Below are 25,162 nucleotides of genomic sequence, written 5' to 3' on the forward strand. Positions count from 1 at the left end.
GCGCGCGGACCCCCGCGCGCCTTTTTTGTCCCCCGGAGCCCTGGCATGCGCCGTTTCCTGTTCCTGCTGCTGATCGGCCTCGCCGGTGCTGCCGTTCTGGTGGCGCTGGGCAATTGGCAGATCCGGCGACTGGCCTGGAAACAGGCGGTCCTGGCCGAGATCTCGGCGCGGATCGACGAGGCGCCGGTGCCCTTGCCCGCCAATCCCGACCCGGAGCGCGACCGCTATCTCGCGGTCGAGGTGCAGGGCACGATGGAACCCGGAGAGATCGACGTTCTGGTCTCGACCAAGGCGCTTGGCGCCGGCTATCGGGTGATCGCGCCCTTCGTCACCGACACCGGGCGGCGCATCCTGATCGACCGCGGTTTCATCCCGGCAACCGACAAGGGGGCGCCCCGCGGCATCGGGCCGATGTCGGTGACGGGAAACCTGCACTGGCCGCAGGAGATCGACAGCTTTACCCCCGAACCTGATCTTGCCGCGAATATCTGGTTCGCCCGCGACGTGCCCATGCTGGCGAAGGAACTTCGAACCGAACCGGTGCTGCTGGTCGCGCGCAGCGAAAACGACCCCGCCATCACGCCCCTGCCGGTTTCGACCGAGGGAATTCCCAACGACCACTTGCAATATGCGGTGACCTGGTATGGTTTGGCGCTGATCTGGGCGGTGATGACCCTTTACTTTCTGTGGCGCACGCGCGCCCGATCGCGGAGTATCAAGCGATGAAATATGTCTCGACCCGCGGGCAGGCGCCCGTGCTGTCCTTTGAAGAGGCCATGCTGACCGGGCTGGCCCGCGACGGTGGCCTCTATCTGCCCGAATCGATCCCGCAGATGTCCACCGCCGACATCGCCGCGCTGGAAGGGCTGAGCTATGAAGAGGTTGCCTTCCGGGTAATGCACCCCTTCATCGGCGACAGCTTCACCGATGACGAATTCCGCGAGATCATCGCCAAGGCCTATGCCGGCTTCGGCCATATCGCCCGGGCGCCCTTGGTGGAACTGGCGCCGGGCCACTTCCTGCTCGAATTGTTCCACGGGCCGACGCTGGCCTTCAAGGACTTCGCCATGCAGCTGATCGGCCAGTTGTTCGAAGTGGCGCTGAAGCGGCGCGGTGATCGGGTGACCATCGTGGGCGCCACCTCGGGCGATACCGGTTCCGCCGCGATCGAGGCCTTCCGCGGGCTCGAGAATGTCGATGTCTTCATCCTCTTCCCGCATGGCCGGGTCAGCGAGGTGCAGCGCCGTCAGATGACGACGCCGGCCGATGCGAATGTGCATGCGCTGGCGCTCGATGGCGATTTCGACGATTGCCAGGCGCGGCTGAAGGACATGTTCAACGATTTCGAGTTCCGCGATGGCGTCAAGCTCGCCGGCGTCAACTCGATCAACTGGGCGCGGGTGCTGGCGCAGGTGGTCTATTACTTCACCTCCGCCGTGGCATTGGGCGCGCCGCACCGCACTGTCAGCTTCACCGTGCCGACCGGCAATTTCGGCGATATCTTCGCCGGCTATATCGCCAAGCGGATGGGGCTGCCGATCGACCGGCTGGTGGTGGCGACCAACCAGAACGACATCCTGCACCGCTGCCTGTCGGGGCAGGGCTATTTCAAGGGCGAGACCATCCCCTCGATCAGCCCGTCGATGGATATCCAGGTCAGCTCGAACTTCGAACGCGCGCTCTATTACGCCTATGATCAGGACAGCGCCGCCGTGGCGCAACTGATGAACGAGCTGCAGTCGGGAGGTTTCAACGTGAGCCAGGGCGCCATGCAGGCGCTGGCCGAGACGTTCTCCTCTGGCCGCGCCTCGGAACAGGAAACGCTTGCCACCATCGCGACCACGCTGAAGCAGAGCGGCGAGCTGATCTGTCCGCATACCGCCGTCGGCGTGAAGGTGGCCGAAGAGGCGCGCGTGATCGGCACCCCGATGATCACGCTGGCCACCGCGCATCCGGCGAAATTCCCCGATGCGGTGGAGAAAGCCTGCGGCATCCGTCCACCCCTTCCCCCGCGGATGGCGGATCTGTATGACAGGCCGGAACGGGTGACGCGGATCGCCAACGATCTCAGCACCATCGAAGACCATATCAAGGGACATATCGCCAGGTGAGCGTTCAGCAGCATCAATTGGCCAACGGCTTCCGCATCGTCTCCGAGCGGATGCCGGGGTTGCAGTCGGCCTCTATCGGGATCTGGGTCACGGCCGGTGGACGGCACGAGCGGATCGAACAGAACGGCGTCGCCCATTTTCTGGAGCATATGGCCTTCAAGGGAACCAAGACGCGCAGCGCCCTGCAGATCGCCGAGGCGATCGAGGATGTCGGCGGCTATATCAACGCCTATACCTCGCGCGAGGTGACCGCCTATTATGTCCGGGTGCTCGAGGCCGATGTGCCGCTGGCGGTCGATGTGATCGCGGATATCCTGCTGAACCCGGTGTTCGACCCGCGAGAGATTGAGGTCGAGCGCGGGGTGATCCTGCAGGAGATCGGCCAGGCCAATGACACGCCCGATGACGTGATCTTCGACTGGCTGCAGGAGGCGAGCTATCACGATCAGCCGCTGGGCCGCACCATCCTGGGGCCGACCGAGCGGGTCAGCGCCTTTTCGCGCGATGATCTGGCGGGCTTCGTGTCCGAGCACTATTGCCCGGGGCAGATGATCCTGGCCGCTGCCGGCGCGGTCGATCACGACCAACTGGTGCGATTGGCGACCGAACTCTTCGGCGATCTGCCGGCTGGCCCGGCGAGCGTGGTGACCCCGGCGCGGTTCACCGGCGGTGAATTCCGCAAGGTCAAGTCGCTGGAGCAGGCGCATTTCGCCCTGGCGCTGGAAAGCCCGGGCTATTGCGATGACGAGATCTATACCGCCCAGATCTATTCCAATGCGCTTGGCGGTGGCATGTCCTCGCGGCTGTTCCAGGAAGTGCGGGAAACGCGCGGCCTGTGCTACACGATCTTCGCCCAGACCGGCGCCTATGCCGATACCGGCACCACGACGATCTATGCCGGCACCTCGGCCGAGCAGATCGGCGAATTGGCTGGCATCACCATCGACGAGATGAAACGCGCCGCCGAGGACATGACCGATGCCGAGATCGCCCGCGCCCGTGCGCAGATGAAGGCCGGCATGCTGATGGGGCTGGAAAGCCCGTCGAACCGGGCCGAACGGCTGGCGCGGCTGGTGCAGATCTGGGACAAGGTGCCGCCGTTGGAAGAGACGGTCGCACGGATCGACGCGGTGACCATCGAAGCGGTCCGCGCCTTTGCCGAGAAGACCGCGGTCGCGGCCCCGGCGGCGCTGGCGCTCTATGGTCCGGTCGAGGCGGCGCCGAGCCTGGCCGAGCTGCAAGAGCGGCGCGCCGCCTGAGGCGCGCGGAGTCCGAGACATGCTGCTGGCCAAACGCAAGCTCAGGATCGAGACCGAGCGGCTGACATTGCGGCCGCCCGCCCATTCGGATTTCCGCGCCTGGACCGCGCTGCGGGTCGACAGCCGGGCCTTCCTTACGCCCTGGGAGCCGTCCTGGGCCGAGGATCACCTGAGCCGCAAGGCCTTTACCAACCGGGTCTATTGGGCGCAGCGCTCGGTGGCCAATGGCTCGGCGCTGCCGCTGTTCCTGTTCCGCCGTTCCGATCAGGTGCTGCTGGGGGCGATCACGCTCGACAATATCCGGCGCGGGCCGGCGCAGATGGGCACGCTGGGCTATTGGACCGGCGAGATCCACGCGCGCCGCGGCTATATGCGCGAGGCGATCGGGGCGGTGGTGCATCACGCCTTCACCCGGATGGAGCTGAGCCGGATCGAGGCCGCCTGTCTGCCCGAGAACGCCGCCTCGCGCGGGCTTCTGGAAAGCGCCGGGTTCAAATACGAGGGCGTGGCGCAGTCCTATCTGCAGATCAACGGGCGCTGGCGCACCCATGTGCTTTATGCCTGCCTGCGTAGCGATCGCCGTGGTCGCACCGATGCCGGGGTGAGCGGCGCCTGAGGCGCGCTGGGCATCGGCCGTCGCGCTGGCGTCGGGTGCGGAAGCCTCCGGCGGGAGTATTTGGACAGAGAAGACGGGCCGGGCGGTCTCTGCTCTTGCCGGGGCGGCCGGCTTGCGGCAGGAAAGCAGCATGACACTGAATCCCGCCGATGAAGCCTTCGCCGCCCGGCTGCGCCAGACGCTGCCGGAAGAGGTGTTCCGCAGCCCCGCCCCCCGTTATCTGGAAGAACCGCGCGGCCGCTGGGTCGGGCAATGCGGTGTGCTGGCCCTGCCGCGTCGGGTCGAGGAGGTCTCGGCGCTGGTTTCCGCTGCGGCGGCGGCGCGGGTGCCGGTGGTGCCCTATGGCGGCGGCACCGGGCTGGTCGGTGGCCAGGTGATGCCCGAGGGGCCGGCGCCGATGGTGATCTCGCTCGAGCGGATGACTGCAATCCGGGGGGTGTTTCCCACCGAGAACGTGCTGATCGCCGAGGCGGGCGCCATCCTGGCCGATGTGCAACTGGCCGCGACCGAGGCGGGGCGGCTGTTCCCGCTGTCGCTGGCGGCCGAGGGCACGGCGCGGATCGGCGGCAACCTGTCGACCAACGCCGGTGGCACCGCGGTGCTGCGCTATGGCAATGCGCGCGATCTCTGTCTCGGGCTCGAGGCGGTGCTGCCCGACGGGCGGATCTGGCATGGGCTGTCGCGGCTGAGAAAGGACAATACCGGTTATGATCTGCGCAACCTGCTGGTCGGCGCCGAGGGCACGCTGGGGGTCATCACCGCGGCGACGCTGAAGCTGTTTCCCCGGCCGGCGGCGCAGGGCACCGGATTTTTCGTGCTGCGCGACCCGCAGGCGGCGATCGACCTTCTGGCGCTGGCGCGCGATCAGGTGGGCGAGGGGGTGAGCACCTTCGAGCTGATCTCGGGGCAGGGGCTGCGGTTCCTGGCCGAGACGCTGCCGGATATCCGCCAGCCCTTCGACACACCTCCGGACTGGTCGGTGCTGATCGAGCTGGGATTGCCGCGCGGGCTCGATCCCGAGGCGGCGCTGGCCGATCTCTACGCCGCGGCCGAGGAGCGCGGACTGGTCAGCGACGCGGTGATCGCCCAGTCGCAGGCGCAGCGCGATGCCTTCTGGTCGGTGCGCGAACATATCCCCGAGGGCAACCGCCGCATCGGCGCGATCTCCAGCCACGACATCTCGGTCCCGATCAGCCTGATCCCCGAGTTCATCCGCCGCGGCAATGCGGTGGTGGCCGGGCTTGGCGGGTTTCGGATCAATTGCTTCGGCCATCTGGGCGATGGCAACCTGCATTACAACGTCTTCCCGCTGCCGGGGCGGAGCAAGGCGGATCACGCCAATCAGGCCGGGGAGATCAAGCGCGCGGTGCATGATCTGGTCAACGAGATGGGCGGATCGGTCAGCGCCGAACACGGCATCGGCCGGGCCAAGGTCGAGGATCTGGAACGCTATGGCGATCCGGTGCGGCTGGATGCGCTCAGGGCGATCAAGGCGGCGCTCGACCCGCTTGGCATCATGAACCCGGGCGCGGTGCTGCGGGCCTAGGCAGCGCCGTCAGGTGATGCCGGCTCGTCCGGCGGCTCGCCTCAGACCCGGCGCATCAGGCGCAGTGCGTCATAGATCGCGGCATGGGTGTTGCGCGCGGCCACCGCATCGCCGATCCGGTAGAGCAGGAAGTCGCCTTCCGCCTTCTCGTGACCGGGCTGCGGCCGCCCGGCGATCAGGGCGGTGTAATCCACCGCGCCCTTGTTGCGCGACTTGGGTTTCAGGTCGAAATAGATCTCGTCCATCGGCCGGGTGCCGTGGTTGATCACCACCTGGTCGAAATCACGGTCCTCGCGCCAGCCGGAATAATCGGTGCCGATCACCGCCCTCAGCCCGTTGCCGGCGCGTTGCACCGCCTTCAGCCGATAGGTGACGGTCAGCCGCACATCCTTGTCCTGCAGTGCCCGCATGTAGGGGACCAGGTTCATCCCCATCACATCGGGGGCAAAGCTGCGATCCGGCGTCATGATTTCGACATGCGCGCCGGTCTCGGCGATCATCTCGGCCGCCTGCAGCGCCGCCGGATCGCCGGCATCGTCGAAGATCAGCACCCGCCGCCCCGGCGCCACATCGCCCGCCAAGATATCCCAGGCGGAGATCACCAGATCGTTGCCGGCCTCCAGAACGTCAGTATCGGGCAGGCCACCGGTGGCGACGATCACCACATCGGGATCAAGGGCGGTGACATCCTCGGCCTCGGCGAAAGTGTTGAAGTGGAAGGCGACATCGCGGGCGGCGCATTGTGCCATGCGCCAGTCGATGAGGCCGATCATCTCGCGTCGGCGCGGGCTGCGTGCGGTCAACCGTACCTGCCCGCCGGGGTCCGGGGCGGCCTCGAACACCGTCACCTCATGGCCGCGCTCGGCGGCGACGCGGGCGGCCTCAAGCCCGGCGGGGCCGGCGCCGACGATCACCACGCGCTTCTTCTCGGCCGCGGGCGCGATGGCATGGGGTTCGCTCAGCTCCCGTCCGGTCGAGGCGTTGTGGATGCAGAGCGCCTCTCCGCCCTGATAGATGCGGTCGAGACAATAGGTGGCGCCGACGCAGGGGCGGATGTCATCCTCCCGCCCGGCGATGATCTTGCGCACGATATGCGGGTCGGCGATATGGGCGCGGGTCATCCCCACCATGTCGAGCAGCCCGGCACCCACCGCGTGGCGGGCGGTGGCGACATCGGGGATGCGGGCGGCGTGGAAGGTGGGCAGGCCGACCTCGGCCCGCACCCGTCCGGCGAAATCCAGATGCGGCGCGCTGCGCATCCCCTGCACCGGGATCACATCGGTCAGATCGGCGTCGGTGTCGATATGGCCGCGAATGACGTTCAGGAAATCGACCTGACCGGAGGCCTTGAGGCGGCGGCCGATCTCCAGCCCTTCTTCGGCAGAGATGCCGTTCGGCGCCAGATCGTCGGCGGTATAGCGCAGCCCGACGATGAAATCGGGGCCCACCCGGTCGCGGACCGCCTTGAGCACGTCGAGAGAGAATGTCATCCGCGCCGCCAGATCGCCGTTCCAGGGCGCGTCGAGCGCATTCTGTCGCGGCGACCAGAAGGCATCCAGCAGATGGCCATAGGCCTCAAGCTCGATCCCGTCGAGCCCGGCCACCTTCATCCGTTCGGCGGCATCGGCGAAATCCTCGATGATGCGGGCGATGTCCCAGTCCTCCATCACCTTGGGAAAGGAGCGATGCGCCGGTTCCCGCAGGCCGGAGGGGGCGACGACCGGCAGCCAGTCGCCCTTGTTCCATCCCGTGCGCCAGCCCAAGTGGGTGAGCTGGATCATGACCGCGCAGCCCTGCCCGTGACATTCGTCGGCAAGCTTGGCCATCCAGGGCACGATTTCGTCCTTATAGGCCTGCAAGTTGCCGAAGGCCGCCGGGCTGTCGCGCGACACCAGCGCGGAACCGGCGGTCATCACCATCGCCACGCCGCCCTTGGCGCGTTCGACGTGATAGGCGCGGTAGCGATCCTTGGGCATGCCATCCTCGCCATAGGCGGGTTCATGCGCGGTGGTCATGATCCGGTTCTTCAGGGTGAGATGTCTGAGCTGATAGGGCTGGAGCAGCGGATCGGTGGTCATGGATATCCCTGTCGGTCTGGCGTTCTGGATCGAGCCTAGCAGCGGCAGGCGGGTGGGCGATCCTGAAAGCGACATTTGCCGGCGTTTCTGGGCAGGATTGTGCAGAGGCCGGGCAGGGACGCGCCTGGCGGCGCGTGCCTTCGGCGAGGATATTTGAAGCTAGAAAAAGGCAGGGGCGCCAGGTCGGGGCGGGTGGATTGCATTGCCGCGCGGTTTCGGCCAGACAGGAGGCGCGCCCATCCCCCGGGCGCGGCGGGTCTGGGAGTGTCGCATGCTGTTGCGGGAACGGGCGGAGCTTGCCCTTGCGGATTTGGCGGCGGGGCCGTCCTGGCGGCCGATGCTCTTCGTCGGGCTCTTCGCGCTGGTGATGTTCCTGCCGGGCTTTTTCTCGCTGCCGCCGATCGACCGGGACGAGACCCGCTTTGCCCAGGCCTCGCGCCAGATGGTGGAAAGCGGCGACTACATCGACATCCGGCTGGGCGAGGGGACGCGATACAAGAAACCGGTGGGGATCTACTGGCTGCAATCGGCGGCGGTGCAGTTGGTCGGCGTGAGCCATGATCGCGAGATCTGGGTCTATCGCCTGCCGTCGCTGGTGATGGCGGTGGCGGCGGTGCTGCTGACCTATCTGATTGCCCTGTCGCTGGCCGGCGCCCAGCCGGCGCTGCTGGCGGCGCTGCTGCTGGCGGTCTGTTTCGTGCTGGGCGGCGAGGCGCGGCTGGCCAAGACCGATGCGACGCTGCTGGCGACGATCCTGGCGGCGCAACTGGTGCTGGCACGGCTGCACATGCGCGGGGCGGAGGCCTTGCGGGGCGGCTGGCCCTGGCTCTTCTGGGCGGCGATGGGCGTCTCCATGCTGATCAAGGGGCCGATCGGGCCGATGGTGGTGGGGTTGACCCTGCTGGCCCTGATCGTGATCCGGCGCGGGGTGTCCTGGCTGGCGCCGCTGCGCTGGGGCTGGGGGATCGCCCTGTTCCTGCTGATCGTGCTGCCCTGGTATGTGGCGATCACCGTCAAATCCGGCGATGCCTTCTGGGCCGAGGCACTGGGGCGCGATCTGATCGGCAAGATCGGCGAGGGGCAGGAGAGCCATGGCGCCCCCTTCGGCTCCTATGCGCTGGCGGTCTGGCTCACCTTCTGGCCGGCCTCGATCCTTCTGCCCTTCGGTCTCTGGTATGGCTGGCGCGCGCGGCGCGAGGCGGCGGTGCTGTTCTGCCTGGCCTGGATCATCCCCTCCTGGCTGGTGTTCGAGATCACCGCGACCAAGCTGATCCATTATGTGCTGCCGCTCTATCCGGCCCTGGCGATCCTGAGCGCCAGGGGCTGGCTGGCGCGGTCGGAAGAAGGGTTCGGGCGGGTTTATACGGTATTTCTGGCGGTCTTTTTGCTGTTGGCGCTGGTGCTGGTGGCGGCACCCTTGGTCTTCGCGCTGCAATACGGGCGTGGGCCGGGGCTGATCTGGGCCTTGGGGCTGGCGATCAGCCTGTTGGGCATCGGCTGGGTCTGGGGCGCGATGCGCGGCGGCGATCGGCTGGCGCCCGTGCTGGGGTTCGGCGCGCTGTCACTGGGGCTGTCGATCAGCCTTTTCGGCCATCTGGCGCGGCTCGATCACATCTGGCCGTCGAATGCGTTGGCGGGGCTCGAGGTGAAGGCCGATGGCATGTGCGATGCGCCGCAAGTCCTCTCCGTCGGCTATGAGGAGCCGTCGCTTTTGCTGCTGAGCCCGCGGATGCCGCTGTTCCGCGGTGCCGAGGTGGCGGCCGAGGTGGCGGCGGCGGCGCCCTGCGCGCTGGTCTTCGTCCGGGCCGATCAGCGCGCGAGTTTCGAGGCGGCAAGCGCGCGGCCCTTCGAGGTGATCGGAGAGGTCAAGGGATTTGCCCTTGGCGGTGCTGATAACGTGGATGTGGCGGCCTATCTGTTTCGCTGAGCGATCCGGGCGCGCAGGTCGCTGAGCCTGCGGCCGATCTCCAGCCGGTCCCACCCCCGGCGGGCCAGCCGTTGCGTGTTGCGACCGGCGCGGCCGATCAGGCTGCCGGTCCCGCTCCAGAACCGGCGGAACAGCCGATCGAACCAGGTCAGCGCCAGGAATTGCGCCATCCAGCCGACGAAGGCGCCGGACAGCACCTGCCAGACGCTATGGGCGCCGACCTGAATGCGGGTGCCACCGACGAAGCCCGCCGACAGCAGCGTCAGCCCCTGGGCCATGCGGTTCTCGGCCAGGCAGCTGCTGACCAGCCAGGTGGCGCCGAAGGTGCTGGCGGCGGTATGGCCCGAGGGGAAGCCGCCATAGCCGCCGTTCGGACGTTCGTTGATCGCAGTCGCGCCCAGACCGCGTTTCGACAGGGTGTAGGTGGTGACCAGCAGGGTGAACCGCCCGAGGTATCGCACGCCCTCGCCGGTTGCCACCGCGCAGGCCAGGCCGGTCAGCGGCACCGCGATCTGCATGTTGTCGCCGATATGTTCCAGCTTGCGGTCCGACAGCCCCCAGGACAGGATCGCAAGCATCAGGATCAGAGAGACGCCGAAGCGCCGCATCGCCCGGCGCAGCCAGGGCCGGGTGGCCAGGGGCGTTTCGGGCGGCTCTGTCGCAGGCGGGGGAAGGGTCATGGGTGCCGGTTCCTTGCGAAGGCCTGACGCAGCCGTTGCAGGCTGGCATTCGCCGGGCGTTTCAGCCCGAGCGCGCCGGAGAGGAGCCGCTGGCCGAGGAGGCGCAGGTCGGCGAACACGGTTCGCGCGTCATGGCGCAGCGCGCTGGCGGTGACCTGCGCGTGGATGCGGTCGAGCCGGAACAGCCGGGCCAGCGCCCAGGCCAGCGTGCTTGTGAAGATCATCGCCCAGATCACGTCCGACAGGAAATGCCGGCCCTTGAAGATCCGCATCGAGGCCAGCGCCAGCACCGCCAGGATGAGGCTCGCGACCAGCAGGCGGCGGCGCTGCGGCGGCACCACATGCCACAGGATCACCCCGATGATGAGGCCGCCGGCGGTGACGAAGGCGGCCTCGCCCGAGACGAAGGAACAGTTGCTGAGGCATTGGTCGGTGATCTGGAACGGCGGCGTGAACTGGGCGTGACCGCCGAACAGCTCGATCTGCGCCGGGCGGGCGCGGCCCCAGTGCGACTTGAGGATCACGTTCACCAGAATGCCCGGCCCGAGCAGGATCAGACTGACGCACCAGCCCCAGAACCGGGGCGGGATGCGCATGGTGTGGCGGGTGAACAGCCCGTAGATCAGCAGCCCGAGCAGCCCCAGGGTGCCGAGGTTGAGAAGCTTCCAGACGGTGGAGCGCAGGATCTGCAGGCTCTGGCTCTGTTCCGCCGGGAAGGTGCCGGTCGCGGGATCATAGGCCAGCCGGGCGACGGCCAGGTCGATGCCGGGAAAGGTGGCGAAGAGCAGCGCGACCGCCAACCAGACGATCAGGATCGCCCGGTTGATCTGGCTGGACTGGCGCGGGGGCTGCGTCATTCGTCAGGCTGGCCCCAGCAGTTCCGGGGCTGCAGATAAAGCCGCAGGATGTCGCGCGAATAGGCGCCGGGGCTCGGCTTCCAGGTGGCGGTGGGCAGCGCCTCGCCACAGGCGGGGGCATCGTTCAGCGTGGCGAAGAGGAAGGGCGCGGCCCGCCCGGCGGGATAGGGGTGGCGCTGGGCATAATAGTTGTCGGGTCTGCCCTCGGGCGGCACCGCATAGATGGCGATGTCGCTGCCCTTGGCGCGCAGGAACAGATCGGCCAGCAGCAGGCGGTTGTCGCTGACCACGGCGGTCACCCCGCGCAGTCGCGCCTCCTCGAGGATGCGGGCGCTCATCTCCTCTTCGCCGACATAGCGGCGCATCAGCAGCTCGCCCTTGGGGGTGGTCCAGCGGGTGGCCTGGGTGAAGGCGAAGGGCAGCAGCGCGGCCAGCGCCAGATCAAGCACCAGTGCGATCCACAGCCAGGTGCGGCCGCGGTGCCACAGCACCGGCACCACCAGCAGCAGCAACGCCAGGCAGGCGGTGACCGCCCAGTTGGCATAGGCCTTGGACAAGATCGCCTGCACCGTCACCAGGATCAGCGTCGGCGCCGCCATCAGGACCAGCCAGCGCGGTTGCCATTCGGGTCGCACAAAGGCGCGGGGCGCCAGCCACAGGAAGGCACCGAAGAACACCGGCCCCATCACCGCGAATTGCGACGCCAGGAACTCCACCGCCTTGTCCAGATGCAGATGCACCCCGGGGCGGCGCACCCAGTCGACGTTGTCGGCAGTGTGCGAGAAGGTCATCAGGTCGTTCTGCAGGTTCCAGACCAGATTGGGCGCGATCACTGCCAGAAAGACCAGCGCCGCGATGCCGGCATCGCGCCAGGCGATCCGCGCCTGCGGCACCACCAGCGCGCCAAGCCCTGCGCCCAGCAGGAAATAGACGGCGGCGTATTTCGCCAGCATGCCGAGCCCGAGGCAGAGCCCCAGCCCGACCGCGGCCCAGGCCGAGCGCGTACCGGTCAGCCGCAGATAGAGCCAGAGCGCCCCAGCGAAGAAGGGCATCAGGATGGTGTCGGTCGAGACCAGGAACGCCCCCGCCGTCACCACTGGCAGGGTGACAAAGGCGATCGCGACCATCGCCGCGGCGCGCCGGTCGGTCACCTGCCGCGCCGCGCCCATCAGGATCAGCGCGGTGGCGGCCTGAAACAGCGGGCCCGGCAGCCGGATCCAGAAGGTGGTATCGCCGCCCAGCTCGGTGAAGCCACGCAGCACCCAGCCGATCAGCGGCGGCTTGGAGTAGTAGCCCCAGGCGAGCTCTTGCCCCCATTGCCAATATTGCGATTCATCGACGAAAAGCTCGGCTTGCGAGAAGGCCAGCAGGACCACCCGGTAGATCGTGATCGCCGCGACGGCGGCGACGCCGATCCACAGGGGATCAGAGGCTCTGTCTTGCGGTGCGCTTTTCAGCATAGATCAGCCAGAGGTTGCGAAGGTAGATGACGACCCCAAGCGATTGGCCGAGGATGAAGACCGGATCCTGCCGGTGCAGCGCGTAGGCCAGCAGGGTGAGGCCGCCGATGATCGAGAACCACCAGAACAGTTCCGGCACCACCGAGCGGCGCTGCTTCTCGGAGGCGATCCACTGGATGATGAAGCGCATCGAGAACAGCAGTTGCGCACCCACCCCGATGATCACCCAGATCAGCTCGGCCCGGGTTTCGACCTTGAAGAAGCTCAGCAGCGTTTCGATCATTCGTGACCCTCTCCGGGGGCGGGGATTTCCTGCGGGCGGGCGGTCTTGGCGCGGCGGATCAGCCAGGCCACGCCGAAGAGATCATAGATCCCCACCAGGGCGCGCTGCAGGTTGTTGTAATTCGAACTGCCGCCGCCGCGTTCGCGGTGGGAGACATCGACATGGGCCACCTGCCAGCCATCACGGGCGAAAAGCGCCGGCAGATAGCGATGCATGTGGTTGAAATAGGGCAGCCGCAGGAAGGCATCGCGACGGAAAGCCTTGAGCCCGCAGCCGGTGTCGCGGGTATGGTCGTTCAGCATCCAGGCCCTGAGCCCGTTGGCCAGCTTCGAGGCGATCTTCTTCGACCAGGTGTCCTGCCGCTTGACCCGCTGGCCGGCCACCAGCGCCAGATCGGCGGGGGCGTCGGCGGCCATCAGGGGGGCCACCATCTTGGGGATCTCGGCCGGCGGGTTCTGCATGTCGCCGTCGAGCGTGCAGATGATCTCTCCGGTCGCGGCCAGCACGCCGCTGTGCACCGCCGCCGACTGGCCACCGGCCTTCGGATGCTGGATCAGCCGCAGCCAGGGATAGTCGGCCCGAAGCTTCTGAATCAGCCGCGCGGTGTCGTCGCTCGATCCGTCATCGACCAGGATCAGCTCCTTGTCGGGCAGGCCGGCGCAGGCGCTGTCGATTTCGCGGACCAGAGGCACGACGTTCTCGGCCTCATTGTGCATGGGAATGACGATTGAGAGCTTCATGGCCTCAGTATGTAGTCTTTTTAGCTGGCGGTCTTTGATTCGGCGTACCTTAGTTGCGGCAGATGACAATTCCGCAGCAAGGTTCAGGTTATGCGAAATCGACCCGTTAGGCTCAACTTATGGCCAGGCAGATTGCTGTCTGGTCGGTGCATGTAACGCCCGGTCAAAACAGTTTTGTTGCCGCAGGGCAACGCCCTATTTGGTGCAAAACGCGATTTTAGGCAGATTTCTGCGTGTTTTTCACACTGTACAGATAGAGACGCAACGGGCGTCCCGAGGCGCGTAGCAGTAGCGCGGCGAGCACGAGGCCGACCCCCGCCGGCAGGTAGAGCAACCACCAGAGCCCCGGCTGGTTCACCACCACCGAGGTCGCCATGCCCCTGAGCCCCTCGAGCACCAGCAGGATGGCGAAAGCCGTCAGCGCCTGCGGCCAGAGCCCGAAACGGGAAAATCCCCCCATCATCATCGCCGCATAGCCGACCAGGGGCACGGTGATCACGATCACGATCCAGGCCAGGCGTTCGTGCAGCTCCTCGGCGATCTCGCCGACGGTATAGCCATCCTTGGCGGCAAGTGCGGCCCGGCCCGAGCTTGTCAGCAGCTCGATTGTGGGGACGCCGCGCAGGTTGCGCTTGACCCCGTCGCGTCCGGTCGCGAGCGAGGTGATGTCGTAGGAGAAGTCTTCGAACAGCGTGGTGGATAGCGTCTTGGCCGCCGTGACATAGCGCATCGCGATCCCCTGGACCATCACCAGGCTGATCTGATCATCGGTGGAGACCAGGAAGGCCCGCGCGGCGGTATAGGTGATCGGCCGGGCGGTGTCGCGGCGGTCGGACAGGAAGACGTCGTGCAGGGTGCCGTCGCTGTCGATCTTGGCGATATAGAAGGTCACCCCCTTGGCGGGGTGCATGAAGCTGCCCTCGTTCAAGAGCTGCGCCGTCAGGTCGCGGGTCACCTCGGCCTCGCGCAGGCCGAGCTGCTGGATCGAGGCAGGGCGCAGATAGGTGGTCAGCACCGCCATCATCAACGCTGTGGCGATGCCGAAATAGAGCACCGGCCGCGCCAGCCGCAGCGGGCTGGAGCCGGTGGCGAGCATCACCGTCAGTTCACTGTCGCGGCTGAGCCGGTTGGTGGCATAGACAGCCGCACCGAAGGCGGCCATCGGCATCACCGTGCGGATCAGCGTCGGCAGTGACAGGGCGGTGAACTCCAGAAAGACCATCGCCGATTGGCCGCCACCAATCAGCTTGTCGAACAGGCTGACCGAACGCGAAATCCACAGCACGCCCACCAGCACCAGCAGGAAGAAGCCGAACAGCACCAGCAACTGGCGCAGGACATATCCGTCAAATCTGGACATTGGCGGTTTGATCTTCTCCGCGGGTCGGGGGGGGTAATGGCGCGGACCATATGGCAGTTGTGGGGCGGTTGGAACAGCTAAACGCCAGAACCCGCGTCCGGGGGCTGGACCGGGGCGGTTTTGTAGTAAAGGATCGCCGGACGATTGCTTGGGAGGAAGAGCGGGATGGAGGCGGAGGCATTCGATTACATCATCGTCGGTGGTGGCAGCGCGGGCTGCGTGCTGGCCAATCGGCTGAGCGAGGATCCGATGGCGCGTGTGCTGCTGCTAGAGGCAGGCGGGCGCGACAATTACCACTGGATCCATATCCCGGTTGGCTATCTCTATTGCATCGGCAATCCGCGTACCGACTGGTGTTTCAAGACCCGGGCTGAGCCGGGGCTGAACGGCAGGTCGCTGGGCTATCCGCGCGGCAAGGTGCTGGGCGGCTGTTCCTCGATCAACGGGATGCTCTATCTGCGCGGCCAGGCGCGGGATTACGACACCTGGCGACAGATGGGTTGTACCGGCTGGGGCTGGGACGATGTTCTGCCCTATTTCCTGAAGTCCGAAGATCACTTCTCCGGCCGCTCGGCCAGCCATGGAACGGGGGGCGAATGGCGGGTCGAAAAGCAGCGGCTGCATTGGGATGTGCTCGACGACGTCGCCCGCGCCTTCGAGGCGGTGGGTATCCCGCATCGCGATGATTTCAACACCGGCGACAATTTCGGGGTGAATTACTTCGAGGTCAACCAACGCGCCGGCTGGCGCTGGAACACGGTCAAGGGCTTTCTCAACCCGGTCAAGGATCGGCCCAATCTGACCGTGCGCACCCATGCCCAATGCGCCCGGATCACCTTTGACGGCCGCCGCGCCACCGGGGTCGAGCTGATCGGCGGCGAGAGGCTGCGCGCCCGGCGCGAGGTGATCCTGTCGGCCGGCGCCATCGGCTCGCCGCAGCTTCTCCAGCTGTCCGGGATCGGGCCCGGGGCGCTGTTGCAGAAACACGGGGTCGAGGTGCTGTGTGATTCCCCCGATGTGGGGCGCAATCTGCAGGACCACCTGCAATTGCGCTGCGCCTATAAGGTGACCGGGGCCAAGACGTTGAACACCCTGGCCGCGACCCTCTGGGGCAAGGCGAAGATCGGGATGGAATATGCGCTGTTCCGCTCTGGCCCGATGTCGATGGCGCCAAGCCAGTTGGGCGGCTTCGCCTATTCCGCGCCAGAGATCGAGACGCCGGATCTGGAATATCACGTGCAACCGCTGTCGCTGCCGGCCTTCGGGCAGGATCTGGACGATTTTCCGGCGGTCACCGCCTCGGTCTGTCATCTGCGGCCCGACAGCCGTGGCCATGTCGAGATCACCTCGCCCGATCCCGCTGCTGCGCCGGAGATCGCGCCGAATTACCTCTCGGCGGAGACCGACAGGATCACCGCCGCCCGCGCCATCCGGCTGACCCGCAGGATCATGGCGGCCGAGCCGATGGCGAAATATCGCCCCGAGGAATTCCGCCCCGGTCCCGGCTATGACAGCGATGACGATCTGATCCGCGCGGCGGGAGAGATCGGCACCACCATCTTCCACCCCGTCGGCACGGCGCGCATGGGCAGCGACCTGCGCGCCGTGGTGGCCCCTGATTGCCGGGTCAACGGCGTGCAGGGGCTGAGGGTGGTCGATGCCTCGGTGATGCCGCGGATCGTCTCGGGCAATACCAATTCCCCCACCATCATGATCGCCGAAAAGGTCGCCGCCATGATCCACGCCCATCGGGCGAGCTAGGCGGGCGCCCTGCGCGAGGCGGTGGCGGGGCGTGCCGCCCGCTGCCCCAGCCAGACCGATCCCAGCACCGCACCCACGCCGATCATCTGCAGCCCGCTCAGATCCTGTCCCAGGGCCAGCCAACCCAGCAGAACGGCGGTGACCGGGCTCATCATCCCGAGCATGGCGATCGCGGCGGGCTCGATCCGGGCGATGCCGCGGAACCACAGCAGATAGGTCAGCGCCGCGCCGATCAGCCCGAGATAGAGCAGCCCTCCCAGGGCGCGGGCATCGGGCATCGGCATCATCGGCTCGGCGATCAGCGCCACCGGCACCAGCAGCAGCCCGCCGGCCGTCAGTTGCCAGGCGGTGAAGGTCAGGGGCGGCACCGGCGGTTGCCACTTGCGGCTGAAGACGGTGCCCGCGGCCATCGAGACGGCGCCGCCAAGCCCCGCCGCCACCCCGAGGGGATCAAGCGCCGCATTCGGCCCCAGCACCAGAAGCGCGACGCCGCCCAGTCCGGCGAGGGCGGCCAGGACCGACAGCGGGCGGATTTGGCTTCCCAGCGCCAGCCGCGCCAGCAGCAGCACGATCAGCGGCTGCGTCGCCCCCAGCGTTGCCGCCACCCCGCCCGGCAACCGGTAGGCAGAGATGAACAGAAGTACCCAGAAAATGGCGAAGTTGAAGGCGCCGAGCAGCAGCACCCGCCCGAGCCAGGCGCGGGGCGGCAATTGCCGCACAAGGAGCAGAAGCAGCAGCCCCGCCGGCAGCGCCCGCAGGACCGACAGGGTGATCGGAAAGCCCTGCGGCAGGAATTCCGTGGTGACGAAATAGGTGGAGCCCCAGATCGCAGGGGCGAGCGCGGTCAGGATCAGATCGGCGGGACGGGACATATCGGTTTCTCCTTCGGGACGGGGCGTGCGCGCGCGCGCGCGCCCCGGGTCATTCAGGCGGCCTTGCTCTCGGCGCGCAGGTCGGCGCCGGCGGCAAGCTGCGCGGCAAGCTCGGCCACATGGCGGCCCTGGAAGCGGGCGCCGGCCAGATCGGTCGGGGTCGGCTGCAACGACCCGTCGCCCCCGGCCACGGTGCCGGCGCCATAGGGGGAGCCGCCGACCACCTCGTCCATCCGGGTCTGGCCGGCGAAGGTATAGGGCAGGCCAGCCACCAGCATGCCGAAATGCATCAGCGGCACCTGGCTGGTCAGTACCGCCGCCTCGTGCCCGCCGTGCTGCGATCCGGTCGAGGTGAAGACCGCGCCCAGCTTGCCCACCAGGGCGTTCTGCGCCCAAAGCCCGCCGGCCATGTCGAGGAATTGCTTCATCTGCGCCGCCATGGTGCCGAAGCGGGTGGGGGTGCCGAAGATGATGGCGTCGTAGTCGGGCAGCATCGCAACTGTCGCCTCCGGCGTGTCGTCGTCGATATATCCGGCGGCCTCGCGCACCGGCTGCGGCACGGTTTCGGGGATGCGCCGGAGATCGACCTGAACGCCGGCGACCGATCGCGCGCCCTCCGCCTCGGCCTCGGCCATCTGGCGGATATGGCCGTAGCTGGAATAATAAAGGATCAGAACTCGGGTCATCGGAATTTCCTGCACAAGGGGTCTCTGGCGCGGACCATGCCTTGAGCCGCCGCCGGGAATAACCGGGCCGGGCGCAAATCAGTCTTTACGCTGGTTCAGGAATGGTCGGGGTCCGGCCGCAGGGCCGCTTGCAGGAAATCGAGAAAGGCCGTGGTCTTGGCATCGGCGCTGAGCCGCGAGGCGGTGACCGCATAGATATGGCGGGGCGGGCGTTCGTATTCTGGCAGCACCGGCACCAGATCGCCGCGCCGCAGCAGATCGGCGGTCATGAAATCGGGCAGCGATCCGATGCCGAGGCCAGCGACCAGCATGTCGCGCAGGATCAGGCTCGACCCGATCAGATGGCGCGAATTGAGCGTAACCATGGTGGTGCCCTCGGGCCCGGTCAGCGCCCATTGGCCGGTATGGGTGGAATGCAGGAACTCAAGCGTATCATGCCCGGCCAGATCCGCCGGGCTGCGCGGCACTCCCCGGGTCGCAAGATAGGCGGGCGCGGCGAACAACCCCTGCCGAACCCGGGCCAGACGGCGGGCCAGCAGGCCGGAATCGGGCAGGTCGGGGCGGATGCGGATCGACAGATCAAAGCCGCCCTCGATCATGTCGATCACCCGATCCTCAAGCGTCAGGGTCAGATCGACCTCGGGATAGCGTTCCAGAAACCGGGGCAGCAGCGGCGCCAGCAGGGTGGTGCCGAAGGAGTGCGGCGCATTGACCCTGAGCCGGCCGGCCACCGTTCCGGCGCCGGCGCGGACCCGATCCTCCATCGCCGTGACGCGGTCAAGGATGCCGCGCGCCTCGTCGTAATAGAGCCGCCCGTGATCGGTCAGCGCCATGCTGCGGGTGGTGCGGGTGAGCAGGACGCAGCCGAGGCTTTCCTCAAGCAGCTTCACGTCGCGGCTGATCAGGGCGGCCGAGACGCCCAGATCCTCTGCCGCGCGGGCAAAGCTGCCGCGTTCGACGATCCGGCAGAAGGCCTTCATGACCGAGAGCCTGTCCATGGCTGCCCTCCCGTAGTGGTGATGCCTGCGGCCCGCTAGCAGTTTTCGCGGCGGCGGGCGAGGGGGTTAGCGATACTCTGCCTCGGCCCGCATCGCCAGCGCGCCCTCGGGATTGGCCGCCCAGACCTCGGCCGTCTCGGTCTCCACCCGGGCGCGGAGCGTGAAGGGGGCGGTGTCGAACAAGGGGCTGATGGCGCGAAAGGCGAAGCGCGCCAGATCGCGGTGACCTGCCCGGCGCGCCAGATCGGCCAGCAGGGTGGCGGTGAGCGGGCCATGGAAGACGAGACCGGGATAGCCCTCGACCTCGCGGCAATAGTCGATGTCGTAATGGATGCGGTGGCCGTTGAAGGTGGCGGCGGAATAGCGAAACAGCATGACCGCGCTGGGGGTGATCCGCTCCTCGATCTTGGCCGGATCGGCCTGCGGCGGGGTGGCGGCCGGGGTGCCCGGCGCCGGATTCTCGCGATAGACGATATCGTGTTCCTCAATCAGCCGAACCTCTCCGGCGACGGCAAAGCGGTGTTCCACCGTCACGAAGCAGAGCGCGCCGCTCCGTCCCGATTTCTCCGCCACGTCGAGGATGCGGGAGGTCTTGGTCACCCGCTCCCCCAGCCTGAGATCGCCGGGAAACTGGAACCGCCCGCCGGCCCACATGCGGCGCGGCAGCGGCACCGGCGGCAGGAAACCGCCGCGCGCCGGATGCCCGTCGCGACCGAGGCCGGAGAGCGGCGCGAACTGCGGGAAGTAAGCCCAGTGCCAGAGCGGCGGCAGCGCCGCGCCATCGGTCAGCGGATCGACGCCCGGCAGGATCGAGCGCAGCTCAAGCGCCGGGCGCGGGATGAGGATATCCTCCTGCACCTCTTCCCGGCCGATCCAGTCGGTAAGCGGGGGATTGGTCATGTTCAGTCTCCTGATCCGGTCTCAGGCCAGCGTGATGGTGATCCGGTCCTCTGACGGATGAAGGCCGGCCAGATGGGCATCGCTGTCGATATAGGGCTCTGTGCTCAGCGTCGCGTTGCGGCGGCGGGCAAACCCTTGGAGCATCGCGCGAGAGGCGTCGTTCGTCGGCGTGACGGTGGCCTGAATCTGGCGCACCCCGGCGCAGAACGGGCGGTCAAGAAGCGCCTCCAGCATCCGGCCGCCCAGACCCATGCCGCGGGCCGCGGGCGCCACCGCCACTTGCCAGACGAACAGCGTGTCCGGCGCGCCCGGCATCAGATAGGCGGAAATCCAGCCGCCGATCTCTCCGCTCGCTTCGGCGATCACGCAGGTGTCGCGGAAATGATCGCTCTGCAAGAGGTTGCAGTACATCGAGTTCTCGTCGAGCGGCTTGCAGGCCCGGATCAGCGCCCAGACCGCGCTGCCGTCTTTTCCGGTCGGCATGCGCAGGGTGATCTCGGGGCTGGGCATCGGCGGTTCCTTTGCGGTTTCGCGGGCCAGCCTAGCGGCTGATCCGTGAACTGCAACCGGGGCTATGCCCTGAGCCGCCCGGCGCCAAGCGCGCTGAGCCCCACCAGCAGGGCCGCGGTGCCCAGGCAGGCGGGCAGCCCGCCGATCTGATAGCTGAGGCCGGACAGCAGCGTGCCCAGCAGCCGTCCCGCCGCATTGGCCATGTAATAGAACCCCACATCCATGGTGACGCGGCTGTCTTCGGTAAAGGCGAGGATCAGATAGGAATGCAGCGCCGAGTTCACCGCGAAGACGGCGCCGAAGGCCAGCAGCCCCAGCACCAGCAGCCCCGTCAGCCAGGGAGAGGGCGCCCCGGCCAGCCCGGCGGCCAGTGCCAGCACCAGCGGGATCGGCAGCAGGATCAGCGCCCAGTGCCGCGCGGCGGCGACCATCGCGGCCTCCCCCCGCGCGCGGGCGCGCAGGAGCTTCGGGGCGCTCGCCTGTACCGCGCCGTAAAGGATGATCCAGCCGGCCATGAAGCTGCCGATCAGGAAGAAGGCGGCGCGATTGCCGGCCTCGGACCCGTCCGACAGCACGGCATAGAAATAGATCGGGATGCCGACCACGAACCACACGTCCCGTGCGCCGAAGAGGAAGAGGCGCGAAAAGCTCAGCCAGTTGATGTTGCGGTTCTTCGAGAAGACCTCGCGGAACTTGGCATCCTTGCGGCCGGCGGGCAGGCCGGCGGGCATGCCGATCAGCACCGCGACCAGGATCAGCGCCAGCACCAGCGCCATGCCCCAGAGCGCGGCATTGAAACCGGCCAGCGCCAGCAGCGCTGCCCCCAGCAGAAAGCCGAAGCCCTTGACCGCGTTCTTCGAACCGGTCAGCAGCGCCACCCAGCGGAACAGCGCGCCGTCACCCTTGGGCGCCAGCAGCTTGACCGCCGACTTTGCGCTCATCTTCGCCAGATCCTTGGCAACGCCCGAGGCGCCCTGAACCGCCATCACGAAGACCACCGAAAGACCCACCGACCAGCCGGGATCAAGCCGCGTCAGCGCCACCAGCGCCGCCACCTGCAGGGCGAGCCCGGCATAAAGCGTGGTGGTCAACCCGAAGCGCGCCGCGATCCAGCCCGCCGACAGGTTGGTGATCACGCCGGCGACCTCGTAGAGGACGAAGAGATAGGCCAGTTGCACCGGGGAAAACCCCAGCCCGTGGAAATGCAGCAGCACCAGCATCCTCAGCGCGCCATCGCTGAGCATGAAGGCCCAATAGGCCGCCGTCACCGCGATATAGGCGGCAAGCCCCCGGTCGGCGCGCCCCGAGGGGGCAGCGGTCACAGCCCGCCCCCGACCATCAGCGCCACATCGACCAGACGGTTGGCATAGCCCCATTCATTGTCATACCAGGCATAGATCTTCACCTGGGTGCCGCCCACCACCATGGTGGAAGGCGCATCAATGATCGAGGATCGCGGATCGTTGGTATAATCGGCGCTGACCAGCGGCCGGGTCTCATAGCCCAGAATGCCGGCCAGTTCCCCTGCCGCAGCGGTCCTGAGCAACGCGTTGACCTCTTCCGCCGAGGTCTCGCGCTCGACCTCGAAGACGCAATCGGTGAGCGAGGCGTTCAGCAGCGGCACCCGCACCGCATGGCCGTTCAGCTTGCCGGTGAGGTCTGGGAAGATCTGGGTGATCGCCTTGGCGCTGCCCGTCGTGGTCGGGATCAGCGAATTCAGCGCCGACCGCGCCCGGCGCAGATCCTTGGCGGGGCGGTCCACCATGGTCTGGGTATTGGTCACGTCGTGGATCGTGGTGATCGAGCCGTGCCGGATCCGCAGATTCTCGTGGATCACCTTGACCACCGGGGCGAGGCAATTGGTGGTGCAGCTCGCCGCCGTGACGATGTGGTGCGTCGCCGGATCATAGCTGCCCTGGTTGACACCATAGACGATATTGGCGGCGCCTGCGTCCTTGACCGGGGCCGAAACCACCACCTTCTTCACCCCCGCGGCAAAATAGGGGGCGAGCTTGTCGGCCGTCTTGAACACCCCGGTGCAGTCGATCACCACATCGACGCCGTTAAGCGGCAGATCCTCGATCCGCGCGGCGTTCAGCAGCGGCAGCCGGGTGCCGTCAATGCTCACGCCCGCGTCGTCATGGGCGAAGCTGGCCGGCCAACGGCCGTGCACGCTGTCGAATTCCAGCAGATGCGCGATCATCTCGGCATCGCCGGTCTTGTCGTTGATCCAGGCGATTTCGGCGCCGCGCTCCAGCAGCGGGCGCAGCGCCAGTTTCCCCATCCGGCCAAGGCCGTTCAGCGCATAGGTGGTCATGCCGGGGTATTCTCCAGATCCGATGCGCCGATCCCGTCGACCGCCGCCTGCAGCGAGATGCGGTCAAGCGTGTCGAAGGGCAGGGCCGTGAAGGTGGTGATGCGGTTCTTCAACCCGCCATAGGCCTGCTGAAAGGCGAGCTTCTTTTCGGCCTCGGTTCCTTCCGCCGTCACCGGATCGGGCATCCCCCAATGGGCCGAGACCGGCTGACCCTCCCAGGTGGGGCATTCCTCGTTGGCGGCCTGGTTGCAGACGGTGAAGACGAAATCCATCCGCGGCGCCTCCGGCCCCTGGAATTCCGATACGTTCTTGGCCCGCAGGTTTGAGATATCGTGCCCCTTGGCCGCCAGCAGGCTGACCGCATAGGGGTTCAGTTCGGAGTGGGGCCGGGTGCCGGCGGAATAAACGTTGAACCGATCGCCCCCCATGTCGCGCAGCAGCGCCTCGGCGAAGATCGAACGGGCGGAATTGCCGGTGCAGATGAAGAGCACGTTGTATTTCCGGTGGTCCATGATGTCGGGTCCATCTTTGACAGGGAGGGGCGGGCAGAGATCGGGGCGCCCGCGGCAGCAATCGTTCAGCAGATATCCCATCAGCCGTTGCAGCGTCGCGGTCTCGGCCCGGTAGTGTAGAGAGGTTCCATGACGGATCTGCGTCACCAGCCCGGCCTCGCGCAGCGCGGCGAGATAGACCGAATTGGTGCTGGCCTTCAGCCCCAGCGCCTCGGCGATCTCTCCGGCCGGAACGGCGTCGGGATAGCGGCGCATCAGCAGACGGAAGATCTGCATCCGCTGCGGATGGCTGAGGGTGGCGAGTTGGGTGAGCGATTCTTTTTCCATATTTCATGAAATAATAAAATATGGCGCATGAGGCAAGTCTCATCTTGCGCTCGCCTGAGCTGTGGCCTTTGTGCGACACTGGAACGCAAAGGAACCGCACAGCATGACCCAGGACGAGATCGCACAAGCCGCCGCACAGCTTCTGGGCGCCGATCTGGCCGGCTGGTATCCGGTGTCCGGCGGCGATCGGACCCGGGTGCTGCGGCTGCGGTTGATCTCCGGCGAGGAGGTGATCGCCAAGACCGGCCCCGATCCGCGTGCCGAAGCCGCGATGCTGATCGCCATCCGTGCCGCCGGGGTGCCGGCCCCGAGGGTTCTGGGCGCCACGCCCCGGGTGCTGGTGATGGAGGCGCTGGAAGAGACCGGCGGCCTTTCCTCCTCCGGCTGGCAGGAGCTTGGCGCGGCCTTGCGCCGGCTGCATCAGGTGCCGGGGATCGCCTATGGTTGGGAGCACGACTTCGCCTTCGGCAAGGTGGCGATCTGCAATGCGCCCTTGCCGACCTGGCCCGACTTCTGGGCCGACCGTCGGCTGCTGGCCGATCTCTCCGCGCTGCCTTCGGCCTTCGCGCGGCGGTTGGAGCGGTTGGCCCAGGATCTGCCGCAGCGCCTGCCGGCGACGCCGGCGCCGGTGCTGTTGCATGGCGATCTCTGGTCCGGCAACGTGCTGGCGGCCGACGGTCATCTGAGCGGGGTCATCGACCCGGCCTGCTATTGTGGTCACGGCGAGGTCGACCTGGCGATGCTGGCGCTTTTCGGTTCGCCCGGCGCGGCCTTCTACAATGGCTATGGCCCGCTGGAGCCGGGGGTGGAAGAGCGCCGGCCGATCTATCAGCTCTGGCCGGCCATTGTGCATTTGCGGCTGTTCGGGGGCGGCTATGCCGGGCTGCTCGACGGGCTGTTGCGCCAGGCCGGCGTCTGAGCGCCCTTGGGGGCGGACAACCGCACCAGCCAACCGCCCTTGTGCAAAGAGGCGCCCGGATCGGGGCGCCCCTGTCTTGTTCTCTGCCCGAATTCGCCGGCCGAAGGCCCGTGCGGCGGTCAGGCGGCCGGTTTGGCCTCGAAGCCGATCTCGTCGAGCGTGGCGGCGATGGCCTCGGCGCTGAGGGCGCTTGTCACTTCGACGCTGCGGCTGGGCAGGTCGCAGGCGACCTGAGCCGCCGGGTCGGCTTCCTTGATGGCTTTTTCGATGCTGGCGGTGCAATGGCCGCAGCTCATTTCGGGAACGCTGAATTTCATTGTGCGGACTCCTGATTATGGTCTGGACCCGATCTGGGGCCTTCCATCGCTGGAAGGTCAAGGGCTGGCACAGGGAAAAAGAAAATTCACCGCTCACCCTTGACCCTCCAGCAACTGGAACCCCTA

General features: G+C 67.2%; 24 protein-coding genes. 8 read left to right on the forward strand and 16 right to left on the reverse strand.

Annotation, left to right across the window (positions count from 1 at the left end):
• The first annotated feature begins 45 nt into the window (after window positions 1-45).
• The 5 genes from ACN0V4_RS02060 (at window position 46) to ACN0V4_RS02080 (ending at window position 5,532) form a co-directional block, all read left to right on the forward strand.
• Window positions 46-726 (forward strand): SURF1 family protein, encoded by a 681-nt coding sequence (locus ACN0V4_RS02060; RefSeq protein WP_417672848.1) that lies wholly within the window; start codon window positions 46-48, stop codon window positions 724-726.
• Window positions 723-2,111: a threonine synthase gene (gene thrC / locus ACN0V4_RS02065; protein WP_417672849.1), complete on the forward strand. Its 1,389-nt coding sequence runs from the start codon at window positions 723-725 to the stop codon at window positions 2,109-2,111. Before ACN0V4_RS02060 ends, thrC begins: the two co-directional genes overlap by 4 nt.
• The gene (locus tag ACN0V4_RS02070) at window positions 2,108-3,370 is read left to right on the forward strand and encodes a M16 family metallopeptidase (protein WP_417672850.1); all 1,263 of its coding nucleotides are present in this window, start codon (window positions 2,108-2,110) and stop codon (window positions 3,368-3,370) included. Before thrC ends, ACN0V4_RS02070 begins: the two co-directional genes overlap by 4 nt.
• Before the next feature lie 19 nt (window positions 3,371-3,389).
• Window positions 3,390-3,986 carry a GNAT family N-acetyltransferase gene (locus ACN0V4_RS02075; protein ID WP_417672851.1) on the forward strand — a complete coding sequence of 199 codons (597 nt, stop codon included), beginning with the start codon at window positions 3,390-3,392 and terminating at the stop codon, window positions 3,984-3,986.
• A 130-nt stretch (window positions 3,987-4,116) separates the two neighbouring features.
• Window positions 4,117-5,532 carry an FAD-binding oxidoreductase gene (locus ACN0V4_RS02080; protein WP_417672852.1) on the forward strand — a complete coding sequence of 472 codons (1,416 nt, stop codon included), beginning with the start codon at window positions 4,117-4,119 and terminating at the stop codon, window positions 5,530-5,532.
• Window positions 5,533-5,573: 41 nt separating this feature from the next.
• Here ACN0V4_RS02080 and ACN0V4_RS02085 read toward each other — a convergent pair whose 3' ends face one another.
• Complete coding sequence (locus ACN0V4_RS02085; RefSeq protein ID WP_417672853.1) at window positions 5,574-7,610, reverse strand: FAD-dependent oxidoreductase; 2,037 nt, start codon at window positions 7,608-7,610, stop codon at window positions 5,574-5,576.
• A 271-nt stretch (window positions 7,611-7,881) separates the two neighbouring features.
• On the opposite strand from ACN0V4_RS02085, the gene ACN0V4_RS02090 reads away from it, so the two are divergent.
• The gene (locus ACN0V4_RS02090; protein ID WP_417672854.1) at window positions 7,882-9,537 is read left to right on the forward strand and encodes an ArnT family glycosyltransferase; all 1,656 of its coding nucleotides are present in this window, start codon (window positions 7,882-7,884) and stop codon (window positions 9,535-9,537) included.
• Here the strand turns inward: ACN0V4_RS02090 and ACN0V4_RS02095 are convergent.
• The 6 genes from ACN0V4_RS02095 to lptF form a co-directional block, all read right to left on the reverse strand.
• Window positions 9,522-10,217 carry a phosphatase PAP2 family protein gene (locus ACN0V4_RS02095; protein ID WP_417672855.1) on the reverse strand — a complete coding sequence of 232 codons (696 nt, stop codon included), beginning with the start codon at window positions 10,215-10,217 and terminating at the stop codon, window positions 9,522-9,524. The two genes, ACN0V4_RS02090 and ACN0V4_RS02095, sit on opposite strands and share 16 nt — an antisense overlap.
• Complete coding sequence (locus tag ACN0V4_RS02100; protein ID WP_417672856.1) at window positions 10,214-11,074, reverse strand: phosphatase PAP2 family protein; 861 nt, start codon at window positions 11,072-11,074, stop codon at window positions 10,214-10,216. Before ACN0V4_RS02100 ends, ACN0V4_RS02095 begins: the two co-directional genes overlap by 4 nt.
• On the reverse strand, window positions 11,071-12,534 hold the full coding sequence (locus ACN0V4_RS02105) for an ArnT family glycosyltransferase (protein ID WP_417672857.1): 1,464 nt from the start codon (window positions 12,532-12,534) through the stop codon (window positions 11,071-11,073). Before ACN0V4_RS02105 ends, ACN0V4_RS02100 begins: the two co-directional genes overlap by 4 nt.
• Entirely contained in the window at window positions 12,500-12,817 is a 318-nt protein-coding gene (locus ACN0V4_RS02110) for a lipid-A-disaccharide synthase N-terminal domain-containing protein (RefSeq protein ID WP_417672858.1), read from the reverse strand. Before ACN0V4_RS02110 ends, ACN0V4_RS02105 begins: the two co-directional genes overlap by 35 nt.
• The gene (locus ACN0V4_RS02115) at window positions 12,814-13,557 is read right to left on the reverse strand and encodes a glycosyltransferase family 2 protein (protein WP_417672859.1); all 744 of its coding nucleotides are present in this window, start codon (window positions 13,555-13,557) and stop codon (window positions 12,814-12,816) included. Before ACN0V4_RS02115 ends, ACN0V4_RS02110 begins: the two co-directional genes overlap by 4 nt.
• 217 nt (window positions 13,558-13,774) lie before the next feature.
• Window positions 13,775-14,917, reverse strand: a complete 1,143-nt coding sequence (gene lptF / locus ACN0V4_RS02120; protein WP_417672860.1) for an LPS export ABC transporter permease LptF — start codon at window positions 14,915-14,917, stop codon at window positions 13,775-13,777.
• 165 nt (window positions 14,918-15,082) lie between these two features.
• Between lptF and ACN0V4_RS02125 the strand changes: the two genes are divergently transcribed.
• Window positions 15,083-16,678 (forward strand): GMC family oxidoreductase, encoded by a 1,596-nt coding sequence (locus ACN0V4_RS02125; protein WP_417672861.1) that lies wholly within the window; start codon window positions 15,083-15,085, stop codon window positions 16,676-16,678.
• On the opposite strand, the gene ACN0V4_RS02130 is transcribed toward ACN0V4_RS02125, so the two are convergent.
• The 8 genes from ACN0V4_RS02130 to ACN0V4_RS02165 form a co-directional block, all read right to left on the reverse strand.
• Window positions 16,675-17,550, reverse strand: a complete 876-nt coding sequence (locus tag ACN0V4_RS02130) for an EamA family transporter (protein WP_417672862.1) — start codon at window positions 17,548-17,550, stop codon at window positions 16,675-16,677. The two genes, ACN0V4_RS02125 and ACN0V4_RS02130, sit on opposite strands and share 4 nt — an antisense overlap.
• 53 nt (window positions 17,551-17,603) lie before the next feature.
• A complete protein-coding gene (wrbA, locus tag ACN0V4_RS02135; protein ID WP_417672863.1) occupies window positions 17,604-18,236 on the reverse strand; it encodes an NAD(P)H:quinone oxidoreductase in 633 nt (210 codons plus the stop codon).
• A gap of 95 nt (window positions 18,237-18,331) precedes the next feature.
• Window positions 18,332-19,234, reverse strand: a complete 903-nt coding sequence (locus ACN0V4_RS02140) for a LysR family transcriptional regulator (protein ID WP_417672864.1) — start codon at window positions 19,232-19,234, stop codon at window positions 18,332-18,334.
• A 66-nt stretch (window positions 19,235-19,300) separates the two neighbouring features.
• Window positions 19,301-20,134 (reverse strand): FAS1-like dehydratase domain-containing protein, encoded by an 834-nt coding sequence (locus tag ACN0V4_RS02145; protein ID WP_417672865.1) that lies wholly within the window; start codon window positions 20,132-20,134, stop codon window positions 19,301-19,303.
• A gap of 21 nt (window positions 20,135-20,155) precedes the next feature.
• Window positions 20,156-20,644: a diaminobutyrate acetyltransferase gene (ectA, locus tag ACN0V4_RS02150; RefSeq protein ID WP_417672866.1), complete on the reverse strand. Its 489-nt coding sequence runs from the start codon at window positions 20,642-20,644 to the stop codon at window positions 20,156-20,158.
• 62 nt (window positions 20,645-20,706) lie between these two features.
• Window positions 20,707-21,966 carry an organoarsenical effux MFS transporter ArsJ gene (gene arsJ, locus ACN0V4_RS02155; RefSeq protein WP_417672867.1) on the reverse strand — a complete coding sequence of 420 codons (1,260 nt, stop codon included), beginning with the start codon at window positions 21,964-21,966 and terminating at the stop codon, window positions 20,707-20,709.
• Complete coding sequence (locus ACN0V4_RS02160) at window positions 21,963-22,961, reverse strand: ArsJ-associated glyceraldehyde-3-phosphate dehydrogenase (protein ID WP_417672868.1); 999 nt, start codon at window positions 22,959-22,961, stop codon at window positions 21,963-21,965. Before ACN0V4_RS02160 ends, arsJ begins: the two co-directional genes overlap by 4 nt.
• Entirely contained in the window at window positions 22,958-23,800 is an 843-nt protein-coding gene (locus ACN0V4_RS02165) for a helix-turn-helix domain-containing protein (RefSeq protein WP_417672869.1), read from the reverse strand. The genes ACN0V4_RS02160 and ACN0V4_RS02165 overlap by 4 nt, the downstream gene beginning before the upstream one ends.
• Window positions 23,801-23,903: 103 nt before the next feature.
• Between ACN0V4_RS02165 and ACN0V4_RS02170 the strand changes: the two genes are divergently transcribed.
• Complete coding sequence (locus ACN0V4_RS02170) at window positions 23,904-24,719, forward strand: fructosamine kinase family protein (protein ID WP_417672870.1); 816 nt, start codon at window positions 23,904-23,906, stop codon at window positions 24,717-24,719.
• 119 nt (window positions 24,720-24,838) lie between these two features.
• Here the strand turns inward: ACN0V4_RS02170 and ACN0V4_RS02175 are convergent, their stop codons facing one another.
• On the reverse strand, window positions 24,839-25,036 hold the full coding sequence (locus ACN0V4_RS02175) for a heavy-metal-associated domain-containing protein (protein ID WP_417672871.1): 198 nt from the start codon (window positions 25,034-25,036) through the stop codon (window positions 24,839-24,841).
• Between the last annotated feature and the right edge of the window lie 126 nt (window positions 25,037-25,162).

The sequence above is a fragment of the Pseudodonghicola sp. genome (genome assembly GCF_048268305.1).
Classification (GTDB): Bacteria; Pseudomonadota; Alphaproteobacteria; order Rhodobacterales; family Rhodobacteraceae; genus Pseudodonghicola.

Coding starts and splice junctions, on each gene's coding strand:
- ACN0V4_RS02060 (WP_417672848.1), top strand. CDS start 46: ATGCGCCGTTTCCTGTTCCTGCTGCTGATCGGCCTCGCCGGTGCTGCC.
- thrC (WP_417672849.1), top strand. CDS start 723: ATGAAATATGTCTCGACCCGCGGGCAGGCGCCCGTGCTGTCCTTTGAA.
- ACN0V4_RS02075 (WP_417672851.1), top strand. CDS start 3,390: ATGCTGCTGGCCAAACGCAAGCTCAGGATCGAGACCGAGCGGCTGACA.
- ACN0V4_RS02080 (WP_417672852.1), top strand. CDS start 4,117: ATGACACTGAATCCCGCCGATGAAGCCTTCGCCGCCCGGCTGCGCCAG.
- ACN0V4_RS02085 (WP_417672853.1), bottom strand. CDS start 7,610: ATGACCACCGATCCGCTGCTCCAGCCCTATCAGCTCAGACATCTCACC.
- ACN0V4_RS02090 (WP_417672854.1), top strand. CDS start 7,882: ATGCTGTTGCGGGAACGGGCGGAGCTTGCCCTTGCGGATTTGGCGGCG.
- ACN0V4_RS02095 (WP_417672855.1), bottom strand. CDS start 10,217: ATGACCCTTCCCCCGCCTGCGACAGAGCCGCCCGAAACGCCCCTGGCC.
- ACN0V4_RS02100 (WP_417672856.1), bottom strand. CDS start 11,074: ATGACGCAGCCCCCGCGCCAGTCCAGCCAGATCAACCGGGCGATCCTG.
- ACN0V4_RS02105 (WP_417672857.1), bottom strand. CDS start 12,534: ATGCTGAAAAGCGCACCGCAAGACAGAGCCTCTGATCCCCTGTGGATC.
- ACN0V4_RS02110 (WP_417672858.1), bottom strand. CDS start 12,817: ATGATCGAAACGCTGCTGAGCTTCTTCAAGGTCGAAACCCGGGCCGAG.
- ACN0V4_RS02115 (WP_417672859.1), bottom strand. CDS start 13,557: ATGAAGCTCTCAATCGTCATTCCCATGCACAATGAGGCCGAGAACGTC.
- lptF (WP_417672860.1), bottom strand. CDS start 14,917: ATGTCCAGATTTGACGGATATGTCCTGCGCCAGTTGCTGGTGCTGTTC.
- ACN0V4_RS02125 (WP_417672861.1), top strand. CDS start 15,083: ATGGAGGCGGAGGCATTCGATTACATCATCGTCGGTGGTGGCAGCGCG.
- ACN0V4_RS02130 (WP_417672862.1), bottom strand. CDS start 17,550: ATGTCCCGTCCCGCCGATCTGATCCTGACCGCGCTCGCCCCTGCGATC.
- wrbA (WP_417672863.1), bottom strand. CDS start 18,236: ATGACCCGAGTTCTGATCCTTTATTATTCCAGCTACGGCCATATCCGC.
- ACN0V4_RS02140 (WP_417672864.1), bottom strand. CDS start 19,234: ATGGACAGGCTCTCGGTCATGAAGGCCTTCTGCCGGATCGTCGAACGC.
- ACN0V4_RS02145 (WP_417672865.1), bottom strand. CDS start 20,134: ATGACCAATCCCCCGCTTACCGACTGGATCGGCCGGGAAGAGGTGCAG.
- ectA (WP_417672866.1), bottom strand. CDS start 20,644: ATGCCCAGCCCCGAGATCACCCTGCGCATGCCGACCGGAAAAGACGGC.
- ACN0V4_RS02160 (WP_417672868.1), bottom strand. CDS start 22,961: ATGACCACCTATGCGCTGAACGGCCTTGGCCGGATGGGGAAACTGGCG.
- ACN0V4_RS02165 (WP_417672869.1), bottom strand. CDS start 23,800: ATGGAAAAAGAATCGCTCACCCAACTCGCCACCCTCAGCCATCCGCAG.
- ACN0V4_RS02170 (WP_417672870.1), top strand. CDS start 23,904: ATGACCCAGGACGAGATCGCACAAGCCGCCGCACAGCTTCTGGGCGCC.
- ACN0V4_RS02175 (WP_417672871.1), bottom strand. CDS start 25,036: ATGAAATTCAGCGTTCCCGAAATGAGCTGCGGCCATTGCACCGCCAGC.